Here is an 18780-nt window from a genome sequence, read left to right as displayed (position 1 = left end):
GACTACCTCCCAGATTTATATATAAATAGTTATTTTACGAGCTTACTTTTACCATTGAGGGACGGATCACTCTGTCTTTGAGTTTATAGCCCTTTTGGAATTCTTCAATGATAATGCCTGACTCATAGTCGCTGTTCTCTTCCTGCATAACCGCCTGGTGCATGTTCGGGTCGAACGGCTCGCCGACACCCGGAAGCGTTGTTACCCCCTCCTGCTCAAGCACCTGCTGCAGCTGGCGGAATACCATTTCCACACCCTGAATAAGTGACCCGGCTTCCTGTGAATCTTTGCTTGCGGCCAGCGCTCTTTCAAAATTATCCATAGCAGGAAGCAGCGCTTCGATTACACGCTGCGAAGAATACGCAAGCAGTTGTTCTTTCTCCTTATTTGTCCGGGCGCGGAAGTTTTGCAAATCTGCCTGCGCGCGGACAAACTTATTGTAGTTCTCTTCTTTTTCGCTCGTGAGCTGTTCAATCTGCGCTAACAGCTCCCTCTCCCGCGCATCGGCAGCGGATTCTTCTGCCGGCTGCTCCTCGGCGAGTGTTTCTGTCTGAACGGCTTCCTCCTCCACATCGCGAGGCAGGGCCGTTTCCTCTACCGCTTCAGCGGTATTTTTGTTCTCTTCAGACACAGATGGTTCCTCCTATTCTTCTTTCCATGAAGATTTTTTGCGGATGACTGTATGGATCCTGAGTATCGCCTGGCTAACCTCTCCGGCCGATTTTAAACCGTATAGCTTAACAAGCGCAGGATCTACCACACCCGCTTCCAGCATATCTGCACAGTCTCCCGTATCAAAGTCAAATCCGATACTTTCCCGGCTCTCTTCCGCCTGTGCGGCCTTTATTTGCTCGATTTTTTCAAGCGCATTGAAGCCGGCGTTGCGAATCATCTGGGAAAGCGGCTTGCGCAGAGCCGCTGCTACTGCATCGACACCAAAGCCCTCCATTCCTTTTACAGAAGTTTTCCACTTCTCAAGGTGGCGGGAAACGAACAGCTCGATGCTGCCGCCGCCGGGTAAATATCCGCCACGGAGGGATGCCTGGACAGCCGCTGCCGCGTCTTTGGCGATTCTTTCACGCTCACCTACGACTTCTTTCGTCGAAGCGCCGACAATCATCGTTGCCGAAGGAACCCCTCGCCCGTGAATCACGCGCACCTGGCCCAGGTTATCATCGAACAACAGGTGCCCGGCTTCTCCAACGGAGCGTGCAAGTTCATTTACTTCTTTACCCAGTGCGGTTCGTTTTAAAGAGTGGGCCCCCGTATGCCGGGCCACGCGTTCTCTCTCAGACTTGAATACCCGCTGCAGGACAAGAATCCCATGATCGGTGCAGAATTCTTCCGCGATGCTGTCACAGCTTTTGTCCACAACAAGCACATTAACCTCAAGGGATAACAGTTTCTCCAAATTGCGCCGGTACTCTTCCTTCATCTGTAGATAGCGCTGGAACCCGGCTTCCGTCCCAAGGGCTTCATCACCAATTTCTTCCGGTGCGAGCGCATCGTTAAAAACAAGCATCCGGACGTTCTCAAGCTGTACAGGCATCTCTTTCGCCAGCGGATGCTGGTTGACAAGGACGCCATGGAGCAGCTCATTGTCTGTTCCTTCTCTCGCCGTGACCAGCTCGCTGAATGTAAAATCTTCGTCCTTCATCTTCTCAAGGCCGATCAGCCTGGCTCCTTCAATGATGAGCCGTGCAATATCTTCCTGTTCCCGCCCCGCTATACTAGCGATATGGAACAGGCGCTCATCATCGAAGTCCCCAATTTTCACAGCCGCTTTCTCCAATTGATCAAGCGCCTCATTAATCCCCGCCTGCATGCCGGCTACTACCTTGGCAACCGGCACGCCCCGCTGAACAAGGGTTGCTCCTTCTGTAACAAGAGCCGCAGCGAGCAGGGTAGCGGTTGTCGTACCATCCCCTACTTTCTGCTGCTGCGAACGGGCAAGGCCTGTCATCATCCGGGCTGCCGGATGCCTGACTTCCATCTCCTCAAGGATTGTAACCCCATCATTCGTAATGATAACATTCCCATCATCATCAACAAGCATCGTGTCCAGGCCTTTCGGGCCGATCGTGCCTTCGACGGCGCTTGCAACCGCCTGAACCGCGTTCATATTATAAAGCAGGGTGGATAACCGTTCATCTCCTGAAGCTCCCTGTTCACCAGGATGTGAACTCATAAGCATCCCCTTTTCATTTCCTTATTTATCAGCCCGGTATTGCCTCTCAAGCGCCCGGGTAAGATTGCCCGCCAGTTCATCGAGGATTCCCATAACCCGGCCATACTCCATCCGGGTCGGACCGAGAATGCCGAGCGTTCCTACCGGCTGGCCGTCCAGGTGATACGTAGCGGTAATAATGCTGCAGTTGCTCACCGCCCGTTCCGCATTTTCTGTTCCAATTCGCACTTGAATGCCTGACTCATTAGAGCCAAACAGGCGAACTACCATATCATTTTGCTCAAAAAGTTCCAAAATATCCCTTACCTTATCAACATCCCGGAATTCCGGCTGCATCATGATATTGGTCGTGCCCTTCATTATCACATGCTCATCAGGCGTTTGGATAAATGTGTCTTCAAGCACCGCCATTACCTGTTCATACTGCTGAAGATAGCGGCCCAGTTCCTTCGACACTTCGCTGTTCAGCTGGCGGCGAAGATCAACCATCGGTATGCCGGCAAGCTTGGAATTCAATAAATTAACTAGACGCTCGATTTCCCCAACGGAGATTCCATCCGGGATCGTAATCGTTTTGTTTTCTACTTTTCCTGTATCTGTTACAACAATCACAACGGCAGACTGTCCGGACAAAGGAATCATCTGCAGGGCTTTTAACCGCGCTTTTTTTATTTCGTGCCCAAGTACAATGGAAGTGTAATTTGTAAGGCTGGAAAGCATGGCTGCCGTCTGATTTACCGCCTGTTCAAACTCGTAAAACCGCTCGGCAAACATCTTGCGGATTTGCGTAGTGTCTTCCGCCCGCATAAAAGGCATGTGAACAAGCTGATCAACGTAAAAGCGATACCCTTTGTTGGAAGGGATACGGCCCGCAGATGTGTGCGGCTGCTCCAAATAACCGAGCTCTTCCAAATCCGCCATCTCATTTCGAATGGTCGCAGAACTATAGCCGATGTCTTCTCTCTTCGAAATCGTTCTCGAGCCAACCGGCTCAGCGGAACGTATATAGTTATCAATAATCGCATGTAGAATCAATTGTTGACGCTCCGTCAGCACGATGCCCCCTCCTTTGTTAGCACTCTTTCATGTCGAGTGCTAAAGAGCTTACTTAAAAAATACCAAACCACATTAAGTTTTGTCAACTAAACCAAGAAATCTTGCAAAAACTTCGTTGCCTAATGGAATTCCCCGCTTTGTTAACCGGAGTCTTCCTTCTTTCCACTCCAGCAATTGAAGGTCAACGAGTCCTTTAATAACCTCGCCAAATTTCTCTTCCAACCCCACATGGTAGCGCTCATAAAATCCATGTGCCGAAACGCCGTCCATCATGCGCAGGCCCATAATCATATGGTCCTCCATTTGCTCTATCTGGCTAATAGGAAAGGACTCGATGCGAGGCAGGCCCTGCTCGTTTACAAGCTGGATATACTGCTGTACAGGTCCCGCGTTTACATGGCGGTTTCCGTTAACGTAGCCGTGAGCACCGGCCCCTAATCCGTAATAGTGTTCGTTTCTCCAGTATGTCATGTTGTGGCGGCTTTCAAATCCCGGACGGGCAAAGTTGCTAATTTCATACTGGCGGTAGCCTTTCTTCTCCATTTGCTCCATGAGCAGTTCGTACATGGCTACCTCTTCTTCTTCCGTTGGGAGCGGCAGCTGGTCTTTCTCATACAGAGTGTGGAAAAGTGTGTTTTCTTCTACTTTCAGGCTGTAGGAAGAAAAATGGGGCAAATCAAGGGAGAAAGCTTTATCCAGGGTGTTCTGGAACATATCGACGGTCTGATCAGGCAACCCAAAAATTAAGTCAATGGAGATATTATCAAAACCGACTTTCTTTGCGTTTTTTATGCTCTCATATACCTGGGCGCTGTCATGGATCCTTCCTATTCTTTGCAGAAGCTCATCATTGAAAGATTGCACGCCAAAGCTGATTCGATTGACTCCACCATCTTTCATAATCTGCAGTTTTTCAGGATCCGTTGTTCCCGGATTTGACTCCATCGTAAATTCGATTGTCCGGCTTCTGTCCGGGAAGTGCCTGGCAACAGCATCCAGGAAATATTTCATTTGCGGCACGTCAAGGAAGGTAGGCGTTCCGCCGCCAACGAAAATCGTTTCAATGCCGGTCGCCGGGTTTCGCTTCACGGTTTCTTCCATTTCTTTTTCAAGTGCATACAGGTAATCCCACACCAGCTGCGGGTTTTTCGTTACAAAGGAATTAAAATCGCAGTAAAAACACTTGTTTGTGCAAAATGGGATATGGATATATACGGCTTTTACCATACGAAGTTCCCTCTTTCTATAAGAAAAAAGCGGGTGGACAAAAAGGATGCCCCTGTTTATCGCCCGCTTCTTCCATTCGATTGTTTCACTCGTTTAATTGTCGTCCATTTTGAGTACTGCCATAAATGCTTCCTGCGGAATTTCCACGTTTCCGACGGATTTCATCCGCTTCTTTCCTTCTTTCTGCTTTTCAAGCAGCTTCCGTTTCCGTGAAATGTCACCGCCATAACATTTAGCAAGTACGTTTTTGCGCATCGCTTTAATCGTTTCCCGCGCAATGACTTTCTGTCCAATCGAAGCCTGGATCGGCACCTCAAACATCTGGCGCGGAATGAGTTCTTTTAACTTGTCGCACAACACCCGTCCGCGCTGGTAGGCGGTGTCGCGGTGCACAATAATGGAAAGGGCGTCGACCATTTCACCGTTAAGCATGATGTCCATTCGGACAAGCTTGGACTTCTTATATCCGACCAGCTCATAGTCAAAAGAAGCATAGCCTTTCGTGCTTGACTTTAGCTGATCGAAGAACTCAAATACAATTTCAGCGAGAGGCAATTCATACGTAATCTGAACCAGCATTTCATCAATATACTGCATATCAACGAAATCACCGCGTTTTCTCTGGCATAAGTCCATGATTGCACCGACAAAATCCTTCGGTACCATGATGGAGGCTTTTACATACGGTTCTTCGATAAAGTCAATTCGCTGGGCTTCTGGCATTCTGGACGGGTTTTCGATTTCCAGTACTTCTCCGTCCGTCTTCGTTACGTGATAAATTACGCTCGGCGCTGTTGTAATGAGCGGGATGTCGAATTCGCGTTCAATCCGTTCCTGGATAATTTCCATATGAAGCATGCCAAGGAATCCACAGCGGAACCCAAAGCCGAGCGCCTGGGACGTTTCCGGTTCAAACTGCAGCGACGCATCGTTGAGCTGCAGTTTCTCCAGCGCTTCGCGCAAATCGTTATAGTCACTGCTGTCTATCGGGTATATGCCGCTGAATACCATCGGGTTTACTTTGCGGTAACCCGGCAGCCCTTCGGCGGCAGGGTTGTCCGCAAGCGTCACCGTATCACCGACGCGGGTCTCGCGCACGCTTTTAATGCTGGCCGCGATGTACCCTACGTCCCCAACTGTAAGCTCGTCAACCTGCCTGGCAAACGGAGCGTGGGTCCCGACTTCTATTACTTCAAATGTGGCACCCGTGGCCATCATTTTAATCTTAGAGCCTTTCTTTACCACGCCGTCAATGACACGGACGTAGACGATAACGCCACGGTATGCATCATAGACAGAATCGTAGATGAGCGCTTTAAGCGGTGCATCCGGGTCCCCAGTTGGAGCCGGTACCTTTGCAACGATTTGCTCAAGAATGTCTTCAATTCCAATGCCGGCTTTTGCTGAGGCTAGAACCGCATCGCTGGCGTCAAGCCCGATGACATCTTCGATTTCCTGCTTTACCCGTTCCGGCTCAGCACTCGGCAGGTCAATCTTGTTAATGACCGGAATGATTTCTAGATCATTATCGAGCGCAAGATATACGTTGGCGAGCGTCTGCGCTTCGATTCCCTGTGCCGCATCTACAATGAGGAGTGCGCCTTCGCAGGCTGCGAGGCTGCGTGACACCTCATACGTGAAGTCGACGTGTCCGGGCGTATCAATTAAGTGGAGAATATATTCCTCTCCGTCTTTTGCTTTATACTTCAATTGAACAGAATTCAATTTAATGGTAATCCCACGTTCTTTCTCCAGTTCCATTTGATCAAGGAATTGGTCTTCCTTCTCACGATCGCTGAGCGCGCCTGTAAACTCCAGAATGCGGTCCGCGAGCGTGGATTTCCCATGATCAATATGGGCGATAATAGAGAAGTTCCGTATTTTTTCCTGTCTTTTTCTTCGATCCATAGTAAACCTCCCATAGAGGACAAAAATGCACTAAGTTTTATTATATCAGGCAAGCGATATAACAGCAATACGAAAAAAGGGAGTTCATTCCACTTGCCTTTCCCTTCCGCGAGGAAGGAAGAACTCTCCGCTTCACCTCCCTGCGAGCAGAGCCCACCAAACATCTGGGTAGTTCGGAGCGGGAGACAATGGTGGGCTTCTTCTGCTCTCCGGCAGGTTCCGCTGGGTCAGGAAGGCCGGTCAGCGTGGACTGCCCTCCCTTTTTTCTGACACTTCTGACCTTACGGTCCTTTTCTCTACTACTTTAAAGCAGCATGTACTCCTACACCGTAAAGAAAGGGCCGATATAATATAACTCAGAGGCGGGTGAGGTTTTTCGGGAAGGAAGTTAGTACTTCAGCGCCGTTTTCAGTTACAAAAATATCATCTTCAATCCGTACGCCGCCTACGCCCGGCACGTAGATTCCAGGCTCGATCGTAAACACCATGCCGGAAACGATCGGATCCTGATTCTCTCCGTGAACGGAAGGGTATTCATGCACTTCAAGCCCCATTCCATGCCCGGTGCGGTGGGTAAAATACGGGCCGTATCCTTCTCCGGCAATCAGCTCTCTTGCCGCCCGATCGACTTCTGCCAGCGGGCGGCCGGTTCTTACCGCCTGAATCGCCGCTTCTTCGGCCCGCAGCACGGTGTCGTATATTTTTTCCATTTCAGCAGTAGGTTCTCCGAGTACAAATGTACGGGTAATGTCAGAACAGTAGCCATTCTTAAAGACTCCGAGGTCGAACAGAAGGAACTGTCCTTCCTGTACGGTGGTCATGCCGGGTACACCATGCGGGAGCGCGGAATTCGCACCTGCAAGGACCATTGTTGAGAAAGCCGGGAAATCAGCACCCTTTTTCTTCATAACATATTCGAGCTCGGCCACAAGTTCGATTTCGGTTACGCCCGGTTTTACCCGCGTAAGCCCTTCCTGGAGCACGTCTTCGATAAGGCGGATCGCTTCCCTGATTTTGGCTGCCTCTCCCGCTGTTTTGCGATTCCGCAGGAGGGAGATATGACGTCCTATGTCCGTAAAGGATGCTTCCGGAAATGCTTCCCGGAGTTCGTCCGCCTGGCTGAACCTGAGATGGCTCTTTTCAACGGCAATACTTTTGCTGCCTGGGTGCAGGGCCTTTCCCTTGAGCAGGTTACATGGATTGTCTGTATCTGCAACCGGAACGATTTCTTGCACAATTCCAGGAATGTTTCGAAGTGAAGTTTCTGCCTGTTCTTTTTCCAGGGCGGGAACAAACAAAATTCGGTTTCCGTTTCGATTTATCACCAGCGCCATAAATCTTTCATGCGGGTCGCATACAAAGCCGGTGACATAGGCAACAGAAAGCGGGGAGGTAACGAGCACTGCATCGACCTTCTGCGCCTCCATTTTATTTTGAATGGACTGTAAACGCTCAATGTATTGATTCATGTGAGATTCTTCCCCTCAAAAATAATCGGTTCTTCCTTTTAGATTATTCCCTATAATGCCGTGATTTCCTTTTAAAAAAAAGAAACCGCCACCGCGGTTTCCCATTCGTCCTGTATTAAAACCTTCCTTTAATCCATTCCATACTGCTGCGGGCAGCGTTAACAACCCAGCTTCTCACTTCGGTGGCAACCAGGCTAATCCCGTCCCCCGATATTCCGCCGTTCAGAAGCTTGCTGTCCGAAGAAATTTGCTTGCCCAGCACTTCCACTTCCAGCCGCCCGTTATCAACTTTTGTAATATGAAACCCTTTTGACGGTTGATCGGAAGCCCCTTCAACTCGCTGAATCCCTTTTTCCGCCGTATTAATTCCCCATAAAATTCCGAAAACCAGCACACCTACGAGTAAAAAGAATTTTGCCGCAAGCTTCACAGCAAGCCTCCTATCAGGAACGTTTCGGTTTTTGCACTGCATTTACTTTTTCAGCATTCCAGTAAATTCCGGCGACTGCTTCTGCGATGACGTCTGCTGTACGGTAGCATTCCTCCAGCGTGTTATCGACACCGCCTACCTCGATAAGAATCGCGTGGGAGGATACCGACTGGTTATATTCACCATTCCCACCTTTTTTGCCAAATATACCTTTGGAAAGGCCGGGGTATTTTTTCTCGATCGCATTGTGGACTTCCAGTGCAAACCTCTCATTCTTCTCCCAGTTTTTGTTGCGCATCCCGATGACAAAATGAATTCTAGCGTATGTATTCCCTTTAATATCGATGGTGGTCTTGTCTCTTCGCAGGGAATCCCGGTGAATGTCAATTAAATATTGAAGATCGCGGTTTTGTGCAAGAACAGTCTTCACTGTTTTTAACGATTGAGCATAGGACAGAGCATAGGACAGAGCTTGTTCATTCAGTTTTCCTGTAAAATCTGTATTGCTTATAGAGGAGCCGATCCCGTTTTTTTCAAGGGTTTCTGCCACCCTTTTGCTAATCAGTGTTACATTCTTCTTTGGATCCATAGCCAGATTCGGCTCATCCTTCGCTTTAGCCTGCGGCACTGCATCAATCCACGATTCCCGATTGTGGGTATTATAAATAAACACCACTTTCTTCCCTTTCGTCGAAAGAACCGGCTGATCTGCCTGCGGTGCGCCTTCTGCTTTCGCTGTTGTTTCCGGCTGGGCGGCATCCGTTAACGCTTCCGGCGGCGGAGAGGACTCGAACGGCAAATCCGTAATCCCTACATCTTTGCCTGCTACCAGAATGTCTGTGTCAAAGAGGTCAAAGCCGGGAAGCTCGTGGCCAAGCAGGCTGCGCGGGTCATCCGGGTTGATGCTTGTCATTAATCGCAGCGCGAGAGCCGATACATTGACATCCTGCCTGTCAGCCGTTTGTTTTCCCGTAAAATAAGGAACTTCATAGCCGATTATAGTAGACAGAACGCTATTGGACATGGCCACAGTCAGTTTTCCGACGTGCTGGGAAGACAGTCCACTTCCGGACTGAGAAGCAAAGAGAAGGCCGGTGAGAATAAACATAACGGCCGTTCCGAGAGAAAGGGCCAGAAAACTCCTTTGGACACCTGCTCCGTTCAGATTTACAATGAAACTTCTGTATTTACCATACACGCTGCATTCTCCTTTCCCATTCTCTTTCGTGCGGTGACGTTTTCTATCTTCTCTAGCAATCTATGAAAGAATACAGAAAAGTAGAACGCATGAGAAAAGGAAGGGACTAAAGTCCAAGAAAAACGTCGCGGGCAACGACCGCGACGTTTTTCTGTATATCAATGTGTGTAGGCTGATACATTATCCATATCAATCGAGGAATGGAGGGCCGCATTCAGGCCATTTGCGACGATGTTGGCGATATCTTCAACATAGTCGTCCACTTCTTTCGGTGTCACAATCAGGTTATGCCCCAGGGGAGCGAGCACCTCGTGAATGAGCTGGCGTTTGTCTTCTTCCTCTAATTCACCAATCATGCCAAGGATTGCTTTCTTCTCTTCCAGAGTCGGCATATCGTCTTCCGTAAACCTTTTCTGCTTACCGGGGAAATTGAACCCTCCCGGGACAAGCCGGCTCAATGGGCGCGGGTTTTTCGCTTCTTTAACCTGGCGCCCCAGATGAGCCAGTATGTATGTAATCGCGTCATGGACGATCGTTGCCGCGGCCACGACAGTCGGAACTCCCACCGCAATGACCGGAATGCCAAGTACCTCTTTATTTAGCGGCTTACGTTTATTTCCAACTCCGGATCCGGGGCTAATCCCGGCATCCGACATCTGAATGGTTGTGTTTACCCTCTCCAGGGCGCGTGAGGCCAGTGCATCAATTGCGATGACAAAGTCTGGCTTTGCTTTCTCAATGACACCGTATACGATTTCACTCGTTTCGATGCCTGTAATGCCAAGCACACCGGGAGAAATCGCGCTTACTGAGCGGTAGCCCTGTTCAACCTGGTCGGGCATAAGCTGGAACAGATGCCGGGTTACAAGCACATTCTCCACGACCATCGGGCCGACCGCATCCGGTGTTACATTCCAGTTGCCAAGCCCGACAATAAGGGCGCTGTGCTCTTCCTTTATGCCGATTTCCTTAAGGAAGCTGTGAAATTCCTTCGCAAACCGCGTGGCTACCCGGTTCTGCAGCTCGGTATCATGGCTGCGCAAACCCGGCACTTCAAGTGTAACGTAGCGGCCCGGCAGCTTTCCGATGGCCCGGGCGCCTTCCATATTTTCGACGTTAATTTTAGAAACGGTAATTCCGCCTTCTTCACTTGTTTCAAATGTAATCCCATTCAGCTGAGGAGCACCTTGTTTTTGCCCGGCTAACTCTCTCGCTTCCAGCGCCAAATCGGTCCTTATATTGTACATGCTTAAATCAAGCTTTTCCTCCATGCAAATCACCTCGTTTCCATGCTTTCCTGTTCTTCCTCTCTTTATGCAAAAAAACAAGGTTGCAAACAGTTCCTGTACATGATACAATTTCTTTTGTTGACTTTAAGTATAAAGTAGTACTTACTGGATGCACCAAGGAGGTGAATCTAATGCCTAATATTAAATCTGCTATTAAGCGTACAAAAACAATTGAAAAGCGCCGCGCTCACCGCGCAGCTCAGAAATCTGCTCTCCGCACTGCGGTTAAGGGAGTAGAAACAGCCATTGCAACAGGTAACCTTGAGCAAGCAAAAGCTGCTCTTCAGGATGCCAGCAAGCGATTGGACAAAGCAGTAACCAAAGGATTACTCCACAAAAACGCAGCTTCCCGCAAGAAGTCTCGTTTGGCTAAAAAGGTTAACGGCCTGTCCGCTTAATGATATATGAATGCATTCATATCGAGAAAAAGCGACCTATTATGGGTCGCTTTTTCTTTACCCTAAAACAACTCAGGGCGCTTTAATTATATCTTTCATTCCCATAATAAACAGTTCAAGGGCCAGCTCTTTGTCTATCTGTCCCGTTTTGATCCGGTAATCCTCTTCGGCAAGCCGGTTCAAAATTTGCTTTAACGCCTGTTCACTAAATCCCTTCGCCTGCTCTGTGGCGAGTTTGGCGGCATAAGGGTGAACACCAAGCATCGACGCCATTTGCTGGGAAGAATATCCCCTCGGCTGGAGCGTTTTAATTTGGAGAAGAATACGGAACTGGCGGGCGAGGAGCGTGAATATTTTAAGCGGTTCCCCGTTATCCTTGTTGCTGCTATTGCTTTTGTTTAGCTGCTGTAAGTCATAATAAATCCGTACAGCCTCTTCAATTTTCAAGCGCGCGATCTGGTCGATTAACCGGAAAATATCCTGTTCAAGCTCCCGGGTTACGAGCGTTTCTACAACAGCAAGAGTAATCCGTTCCCCTTTCCCTGTATAAAGCGCCATCTTTTCCAATTCCTGATCAAGCTGGCGAAGATTGCTGCCGACCATAGAAATGAGCAGCTGCAAAGCGTCCGGCTCTATCTCCACTTGGAGCCGCCGGGACCGCCTCTGAATCCAATCGGCAAGCGCTGCTTCTTTTAGCGGTGCGCATTCCGTTGTAACAGCCGCTTTTTTTAAAGACTTCACGACTTTTTTCCGCTCGTCCAGCTTCTCTTGGTCTACCTCAAGCAGCAGAACAGAATAGTCCGGCGGATTTTCCATATAGTTTAGCAGTGCGTCAAGATCGTGCTCTACTGCACCCGTTGTTTTAGCACCGGTTAAAAAAAGCGCATTCGTTGCGCGGACCATTCGCCTCTCCCCCATGAAAGGAAACGTTTCCGCATCCTGTAGTACAACCTGAATCGGGGTTTCCCGCAAATCGTACACGCTGTAGTTAAAATCACGATTCGCTTCCTCTATCACGGTCTTTTCAATTAGACCGGCCACTTCATCCATTAAATACTCCTCGGTTCCATACAGCAAATAGACCGGGGCAATGTTCCCCTGCTTGACATTCTTTGCAATTTCCCGCAGCTCCATCCTGTTCACCTCGCTTTTCATTATACCTTTTTCCTGTCCCCTGAACAGCAAGAACCATGGCAGTCATTTGCCATGGTTCTTTTTCCAGTGTGCATATATGTAAACGCTCAGGTTCCGGCGGGGCCCTTCATCCGGATGCTGAACGATAAGCACCTTTGCTTTTACTACATACTACGCACCAGATAAAAAAAGGTGCTTATTTATATACCGGTCTTTCAATGTTTTTTTCCAAATCGATGACCCATTTCTGGACACGCAAATCGGACGGCGCCCCTGGGGACTGCTCCGGGTTATACTGCAGTGTATATTCGATTAGCTGATCATTTATCCAGCGGTACGATACATTGTGCGCAGCGTTCCATGTATGCGTCGCAAAGCTAATTTGTCCTGTTTTATCACGCACAAGAAGCTGGTTGCCGCTTTCACCGACAAAATATTCCCCCTTAGGAGACGGATTTCCCGGCGGCCTATACGCCCCGGATGCAGCATTGTCTTTCTGGCGGGCATCTTCAGTGCCTGTGTTTGCGTTGTTGTCACTCCCCGCAAAGCTCATAATGCCATTGGCTGCTCCCGGATTGGGAGGAGCTAATGCCGGTCCCTCTTTCGGCGCTGCCTGGCCCCCATTCTCCTTCGGGGCTACGGCTACGGCGCTCTTCTCCGGCAGCTTCGCTGCATTCCCGGGAAGCGGGCTTCCCCCATTCTCACCTGGCTTTCCCTTTAGTGGCGCTTCCTTGTTCATATTTTTTTCAGGAGGAGGAGTCTGCTCGCTGTTTTTTTCCGGGCTTTGCGTTTTTCCTGCAGGCTGTCCCTTATCAGGATGCTGCCCGCTGCTTGGAACCGCGCTCTCTTCCGCTGCATTAGGATATGCTGAAGACTCGGAGGTGCCGACTGAATTGTTCTGGCCTCCGATTACAGCCACCCGTTTATTCTCAGCAAGAGCTGGCTTCCCGTGTGCGGGTTCAACCTTTTTCTCCACTGCTGCAGCAGAAGGCGCTGCGGTAGAAGGCTTTGCTGCTTCATTCCCAGCCGAATTGCTCTCTTTGTACTTATTCGGCATGGAAAGGGCGGATTCTTTCTGGGAACTCTCCCCCATATTAAACATCACAACGGACAGCAGCAAGCCCGCGGCGATAAAACCACCCGCAGAACGGTACCAGAACATTTTGTTTCTCTTTATGTCAACTCTTTTCCTCTCAATGGCTGCAACTTGCTCATCCGCAGCTAGGAAAGGAACTCCGCTTTTATTTCTCTCTTGATCAATGATATCAAGCTGGGGCAAAATGGAGCTCACAATACTAAACGGCGGCTTCACCATAGGAAGTTGTTCGAGACGGGTAGAAATCATATGCAGGCGTTCCGCCAGCTCCGCGCAATCCGGGCAATTTGAGAGATGCAGCATGAGCTCTGTCTTTTCGGAGTCGTCCAAATCGCTGTCAAGATCACGTTGTATAAGCTCATATATTTCTTCGCACTCCACCCTATACACCACCTTTCTGATATTCTTTCAACAGTTCCTGCAGTTGCTGGCGCGCTCTATATAAGTAAGACTTCACTGTATTTAGCGGCATGTTCATCACTTCTGCTATTTCCCCGTATGACAAATCTTGAAGATAGCGAAGTGTAATTACCGTTCGCTGGTGCTCTGACAGCTGGTTAATCGCTTCCCGAACCTCTGCCGCCACACCGGATTTTACGACCTCCTGCTCCACATTCTGAAGATCGCGAAGTGTTAGTTCATATTGGTCGATGGAGACAGTTTCCTTCTTTTTTCGAAACTTATCGATACAAACATTCGTAACGATGCGCTGTACCCAGGTTGAAAACTTTGCTTTTTCCTGGTATGTTGTTATCTTCGTATAAATGCGGATTAAAGCTTCCTGCGAAGCATCTAATGCATCATGCTCATTCCCCAGTACATAGTACGCTGTTCGATAAACGGACGGCTCAATTAATTCCAGTAATCGAACGAGAGAATCTCGATCTCCTTCTTGGGCGGAGCGTATTAACTCTGCATCAATCACGCCCTTGCCTCCTCTCCCATACCTTTCAGACGTGGATAGCACGCTGAATGTTGCATAAAATATTGGCTATTTCGCTGTTGCCCGGCAGCGGGCTGCCGGCTTATAAACAAACCCGTTTCTTTCGATTTGGACAACAATGGCGCCGCACTCATCCGTGCGGAGTACCTTGCTGCTATGCGCAATGAGTCTTTCGATTACTTCTGCGTGTGGATGGCCGTACCGGTTTTTCTTGCCAACAGAAATAACGGTTAGAACCGGATGTGTCCGCAGCACCCATGGCTCCGATGTTGAGCTTCTGCTTCCGTGGTGCCCGGCCTTTAAGATGTCTACATTATGTATATCGGTTTCCCGCAAGATTCGCTCCTCTCCCTGCTGTTCAAGATCACCTGTTAGAAGAAGCTTCCTTCCGTACGCCTCCAGAAGGAGAACGACCGAGCTATCGTTACGGCTTTCCCCGGTGCTTTCTTTGTTCGGATTCAGAACATGCCAGCGAATAAAATCTCCTTCTTTCCATGATTGGCCGCTATTTGCCGCAACAACAGGAATATTCCCTTTATTTAGAAGATAAAAAATTTCCTTCATAAGCGAGGTTTCTGTTTTCCGGCTATTCACCATTACCTGCCGGACAGGCATATGGGAAAGCAAATAAGGGATGCCCCCTACATGATCGCTGTCACCATGGGTCAGAACAAGCAAATCCACCTGTTTAATTCCCCGGTAATATAAATAAGGCATGACAACTTCCTTAACCGGATTATAATTATTTCGCCGCTTCTGCCATGGTTGTTCATTCCAGCGCGGCATCGGACCTCCGCCATCGATAACAACGACTTTGCCAGGTGTTTCAATCACGATGGCATCCCCCTGGCCTACATCAAGAAAAGTAATAAGCACACTGTCTCCTGGATGAGAGTCGGTAAGCAAAAGGCAAAAAAGTGTGAGCGGAATGAAAATGTGGGCAGTTACTATTTTCCAATTAAAAATTATTTTACCATACAAAGAGCAGGCGAGAAAGACAATCCAGGCCATATACCCGCACAGCCAGAAAGCGGAAGGCGAGGAAAAAACACCGCGAACGGTATACCACGTTTCCGCTACATAAAGAAATTGTAAGACAGGTGTAAGCATTACGTCTACTACATTTGCAAGAAATAGCCCGAAAGCGGGGTGAATGGCACCAAGAAGCAGAGAAACTGCCGCCAGAGGAGCTATAATAATACTAATAAAAGGCACAAACACGAAGTTAATGAGCGGAGAAATATACGCGTACACATGGAAGTAGTAAATCGTAAGCGGAAAAGAAACGATCGTAGCAGTTACCGTCACTGCGACAAGGCTCTTTAGCGCTTCCTGTTTTATAGGAAGAATGCTGTTAAACCGGGGGACAAAAACAAGCAGGCCAAAAGTAACCAGAAAAGACAATTGAAAGCCAACCTGGTGAATGCAGTACGGATCGTACAGGGCCATCATTAAAAAAGCGGCACCGATGCTGTTCCACCCGTCATGGAATCTTCGCATAAGGAGAGCCCCAAGCACGAGTTCCCCCATAATAAGCGCCCGCATAGCGGACGCGCTTGCGCCTGTCATTAGCACATAAACGGGGAGAATGACGGCGGTGATCATGTAGGCGCGTTCCTTGCCCATGCCGCAAAGGCAAAGCAAATAGACAAGCGCGATAACAAGCAGACTAATATGCTGGCCGGATATGGCAATTACATGCGTAAGGCCGAGTGAGGAAAAGCTCGTGTACAACTCGGGATCGATTTCTTCCTCGGAGCCGAGCAGCATCCCTGCGAGCAATCCTTCCGTTTCATTGCTGTACAACTGGGATAAACGGGTGGTTAACCATGTGCGCGCCTGAATCATGCTTCGGTTTATACTCAATGCGGCAGGTTTTCGGTATATCAGCGATTGGACTTCTGTAATTTTCCCGGTTTTGTGGATTCTCTGCCAGTGAAGAAATTCAGGATAATCAAAAGCACCCGGATTAGTAGGATCAGCGGGAAGCGAAAGTTCAATTTCTCCGGCAAGTTCAGTCCCGTACGTTAAAAGTTTCTCCGCACGTGTCCGCTCATGTTCTGCATGAAAGTAAAGGGTTGTCTGCACCTTCTCTTTCGGTTGAATGGAACTCCCGTCTATTCCGGTAATTTCAATAATAAACCGGCTTCGATCCCCATCGTATTCGGGAGCGCTCTTTATAACCCCTTCAAATGCGGCTTTTTTATCCGGAAGGACGCTGACGTTATGTGTGTCAACCCATATGTAATATGTAAATCCGCCTATCAAGAAAAAGAAGCACAGGATGCAGTTCCACCGATGTTCCCTATACCTCCAGAGAGCCGCAGCTGTAATCGTTAGGCACAGAATAAGAAGCAATAGACCGGAGCGGGCGCTGTTTATAAACTGTGAGGCGCTAACAAGACCACCCAGCATACACAAACCATATAAAAAAAGCGCCCGCTGTCTCATCTATTTCACATATCCGCGCTGTTTTAATTTTTCGATGTGCGAGGTAACGAGAGTATCAATGTCCATCAGGAACGTTTGCTCCAGTATGTACAGCATGGTAAAACAGCACTGCGCAATATGTAATAGGTTGAGCCCGCAGCCCCGGATGACCTGTTCATCGTCGTAGCGGACAAACTCTCCGCTCGCTCCGCGGAATTTGCCGATCCACTGCGCAAACCGGCCAACAGCCACTGAAATGGTAAGCACAGTGCTGTCAAGTGTCACACCCGGAATGACAGGGCGCGGCAGGCTGATGGCGCGATACCCTTCTTCTGTGATTTTCAAATATACATCTCCCGTATCCCTGTCAAGGTATCCCTTGCGGAGCAGTTTCTTCAGGTGCTCCTCCATTAAATTCTCCAGCCGGACATCCGGCGCCAGGTCTTCAAGCACGAACGTCATGGAAATACAGGTTTGAGCAACATCAAGCAGTTCACCTGCCACTCTGTGCAGGGCATCGCGTGCGTTCGGTGTTCCCTGCTCGTCCATCCATTGTAAAATCGCCTCGCTCAGTTCACCCTGCTCCTCGACCAGCTTGTGAAAGGTCGATTCCAGCGAGGGAATAAGCCGGGTAAGGCGGGGCAGCACAATTTCAATCATGGTCTTCTTCCTTTCTGCGTTACCTATGTATGATTTCCTCCTTATTGTATCATGTAAAGCAACAAAAAAAGTAAAAAAAAGGAAAGAGTCGTTTCCTCTTCCCTTTAGTAATTTTGCAATTCATTCAGCTGGCCGGTCAACAGCGCCAACTCTTGTTTAATCATGTGCATATTTGGCTGTTCAATGTCCTGTACCATATAATTATTCAACTTCTCGAGCAGGAAGTTAATCCGCCCTTCTACAATTTGCTGATCAATGTACTGGTCAACAAGAATATTGGATAATTCCTTTTCTTCCCCAAAACCGTTGTTCTCAAAAATCTTTCCTTCACGGAAGTGGATGTCCTTGCTCATTCCTTCTTCATACAGACGAAGCATTCCGGTAGCTCCCATCAGGTAGATAGAACCATAAAACAGGCGAATGAGAGGATTGGTGGCCATTTCGTCTTCCGTAATTCCGTTTATATAAAGACGTCCTTTTATCGGCAGACCTGCTTGTACAACTAAGCGGAACACACCGTGTTCTGTATAAAAACCTAAAAGCAGGGTACCTTGCATTGTTTTCTTCTCTTCTACTGTTATCTCATGTCGTGATTTCGCTTCTTCCACAACACGATACACATCGTCAATACGCTCATGGGCTGCCTGGAAATTATCGCATACACCTCGGATGGTTACTACATTTGGTTGCATTGAAATCACCTCGTTAGTAGTTCGAAAGATTAATCTCTCTTGCTACATCATTACCCCCTTTTTCACCATCCATACCATATATTCGAGTATTTTTGCTAAAAAATATAATTAATCAATGACTTCCTGCTTGACCCGGCCGGCGGGGCATACTCTGCAAGATGGCGAAGCGCAATTCCTTTCTGCGTGAAAAGAGCAGCCACCTTATCGTAATCCTTACTGTAAGGGCGATGGTAAACGACTTCAGTAATCCCGCTGTTCGCAATGAGATTGGCACAGGTCCAGCATGGCTGATCGGTGACATAGACAGCGGCTCCATCGCGATCCGCCTGATCGGTAAAGAGGAGCAGGTTTTGTTCGGCATGAATCGTACGGATGCACTTCTCTTTCGGCACAATCTCCCCGCTCTCGTCCGGTTCATAATATCCCTGCAGCATACAGCCCTCATCAAGGCAGGAAGTAACACCTCCCGGGCTTCCGTTATACGCCGTGCCAAGAATCCTTTTGTTTTTCGTCAGAATTGCACCTACACTGCGCCGGGGACACGTGGCGCGCGTAGAGGCCATGTAAGCCATGTCCATAAAATATTCATCCCACGTCTTTCTCGTATCCAATCGCACTCTTCCTTTCTTCCAGCTTTCCCGTTCTTCTTGCTATTTCTATAG

The 18780-nt window shown here is 48.7% G+C and carries 17 protein-coding genes; 1 reads left to right on the top strand and 16 read right to left on the bottom strand.

Annotated features, from left to right (window positions below):
• Positions 1–34 precede the first annotated feature (34 nt).
• The 9 genes from grpE to gpr all read right to left on the bottom strand — a co-directional run bounded on the left by grpE (position 35) and on the right by gpr (position 10747).
• Positions 35–631, bottom strand: coding sequence for a nucleotide exchange factor GrpE (grpE, locus tag MBEAL2_RS05955; RefSeq protein WP_047151389.1), 597 nt, complete (start codon positions 629–631; stop codon positions 35–37).
• Between the two features lie 12 nt (positions 632–643).
• Complete coding sequence (locus tag MBEAL2_RS05950) at positions 644–2188, bottom strand: TCP-1/cpn60 chaperonin family protein (protein ID WP_047151388.1); 1545 nt, start codon at positions 2186–2188, stop codon at positions 644–646.
• A 21-nt stretch (positions 2189–2209) separates the two neighbouring features.
• A complete protein-coding gene (hrcA, locus tag MBEAL2_RS05945) occupies positions 2210–3244 on the bottom strand; it encodes a heat-inducible transcriptional repressor HrcA (protein WP_047151387.1) in 1035 nt (344 codons plus the stop codon).
• A gap of 72 nt (positions 3245–3316) precedes the next feature.
• The gene (gene hemW / locus MBEAL2_RS05940) at positions 3317–4471 is read right to left on the bottom strand and encodes a radical SAM family heme chaperone HemW (protein ID WP_047151386.1); all 1155 of its coding nucleotides are present in this window, start codon (positions 4469–4471) and stop codon (positions 3317–3319) included.
• A gap of 93 nt (positions 4472–4564) precedes the next feature.
• Positions 4565–6379: a translation elongation factor 4 gene (gene lepA, locus MBEAL2_RS05935; protein ID WP_047151385.1), complete on the bottom strand. Its 1815-nt coding sequence runs from the start codon at positions 6377–6379 to the stop codon at positions 4565–4567.
• A 356-nt stretch (positions 6380–6735) separates the two neighbouring features.
• Positions 6736–7848 (bottom strand): M24 family metallopeptidase, encoded by a 1113-nt coding sequence (locus MBEAL2_RS05930; protein WP_047151384.1) that lies wholly within the window; start codon positions 7846–7848, stop codon positions 6736–6738.
• A 115-nt stretch (positions 7849–7963) separates the two neighbouring features.
• The gene (locus MBEAL2_RS05925) at positions 7964–8278 is read right to left on the bottom strand and encodes a DUF3679 domain-containing protein (protein WP_052947517.1); all 315 of its coding nucleotides are present in this window, start codon (positions 8276–8278) and stop codon (positions 7964–7966) included.
• A 13-nt stretch (positions 8279–8291) separates the two neighbouring features.
• Positions 8292–9476, bottom strand: coding sequence for a stage II sporulation protein P (gene spoIIP, locus MBEAL2_RS05920; protein ID WP_052947516.1), 1185 nt, complete (start codon positions 9474–9476; stop codon positions 8292–8294).
• Positions 9477–9634: 158 nt separating this feature from the next.
• A complete protein-coding gene (gpr, locus tag MBEAL2_RS05915; RefSeq protein ID WP_047151383.1) occupies positions 9635–10747 on the bottom strand; it encodes a GPR endopeptidase in 1113 nt (370 codons plus the stop codon).
• 149 nt (positions 10748–10896) lie between these two features.
• On the opposite strand from gpr, the gene rpsT reads away from it, so the two are divergent.
• Positions 10897–11163 carry a 30S ribosomal protein S20 gene (gene rpsT, locus MBEAL2_RS05910; RefSeq protein WP_047151382.1) on the top strand — a complete coding sequence of 89 codons (267 nt, stop codon included), beginning with the start codon at positions 10897–10899 and terminating at the stop codon, positions 11161–11163.
• A gap of 72 nt (positions 11164–11235) precedes the next feature.
• On the opposite strand, the gene holA is transcribed toward rpsT, so the two are convergent.
• The 7 genes from holA to MBEAL2_RS05875 form a co-directional block, all read right to left on the bottom strand.
• Positions 11236–12318, bottom strand: a complete 1083-nt coding sequence (holA, locus tag MBEAL2_RS05905; RefSeq protein WP_052947515.1) for a DNA polymerase III subunit delta — start codon at positions 12316–12318, stop codon at positions 11236–11238.
• Between the two features lie 175 nt (positions 12319–12493).
• Positions 12494–13774, bottom strand: coding sequence for a zf-HC2 domain-containing protein (locus tag MBEAL2_RS05900; protein WP_047151381.1), 1281 nt, complete (start codon positions 13772–13774; stop codon positions 12494–12496).
• Between the two features lies 1 nt (position 13775).
• Positions 13776–14318: an RNA polymerase sigma factor gene (locus MBEAL2_RS05895; protein ID WP_047151380.1), complete on the bottom strand. Its 543-nt coding sequence runs from the start codon at positions 14316–14318 to the stop codon at positions 13776–13778.
• A gap of 66 nt (positions 14319–14384) precedes the next feature.
• Positions 14385–16787 (bottom strand): DNA internalization-related competence protein ComEC/Rec2, encoded by a 2403-nt coding sequence (locus MBEAL2_RS05890; protein WP_082129779.1) that lies wholly within the window; start codon positions 16785–16787, stop codon positions 14385–14387.
• Positions 16788–17426 carry a nucleoside triphosphate pyrophosphohydrolase family protein gene (locus tag MBEAL2_RS32390; RefSeq protein ID WP_047151378.1) on the bottom strand — a complete coding sequence of 213 codons (639 nt, stop codon included), beginning with the start codon at positions 17424–17426 and terminating at the stop codon, positions 16788–16790.
• A gap of 104 nt (positions 17427–17530) precedes the next feature.
• Positions 17531–18118, bottom strand: coding sequence for a hypothetical protein (locus MBEAL2_RS05880; RefSeq protein ID WP_047151377.1), 588 nt, complete (start codon positions 18116–18118; stop codon positions 17531–17533).
• A gap of 95 nt (positions 18119–18213) precedes the next feature.
• On the bottom strand, positions 18214–18735 hold the full coding sequence (locus tag MBEAL2_RS05875) for a deoxycytidylate deaminase (protein ID WP_152667717.1): 522 nt from the start codon (positions 18733–18735) through the stop codon (positions 18214–18216).
• Positions 18736–18780: the final 45 nt, after the last annotated feature.

It is taken from the genome of Aneurinibacillus tyrosinisolvens (genome assembly GCF_001015055.1).
In the GTDB taxonomy this organism is placed as follows: domain Bacteria; phylum Bacillota; class Bacilli; order Aneurinibacillales; family Aneurinibacillaceae; genus Aneurinibacillus_A; species Aneurinibacillus_A tyrosinisolvens.
Note: the sequence above shows the minus strand (reverse complement) of the source record. Positions and strands in the feature narration are given on the sequence as shown.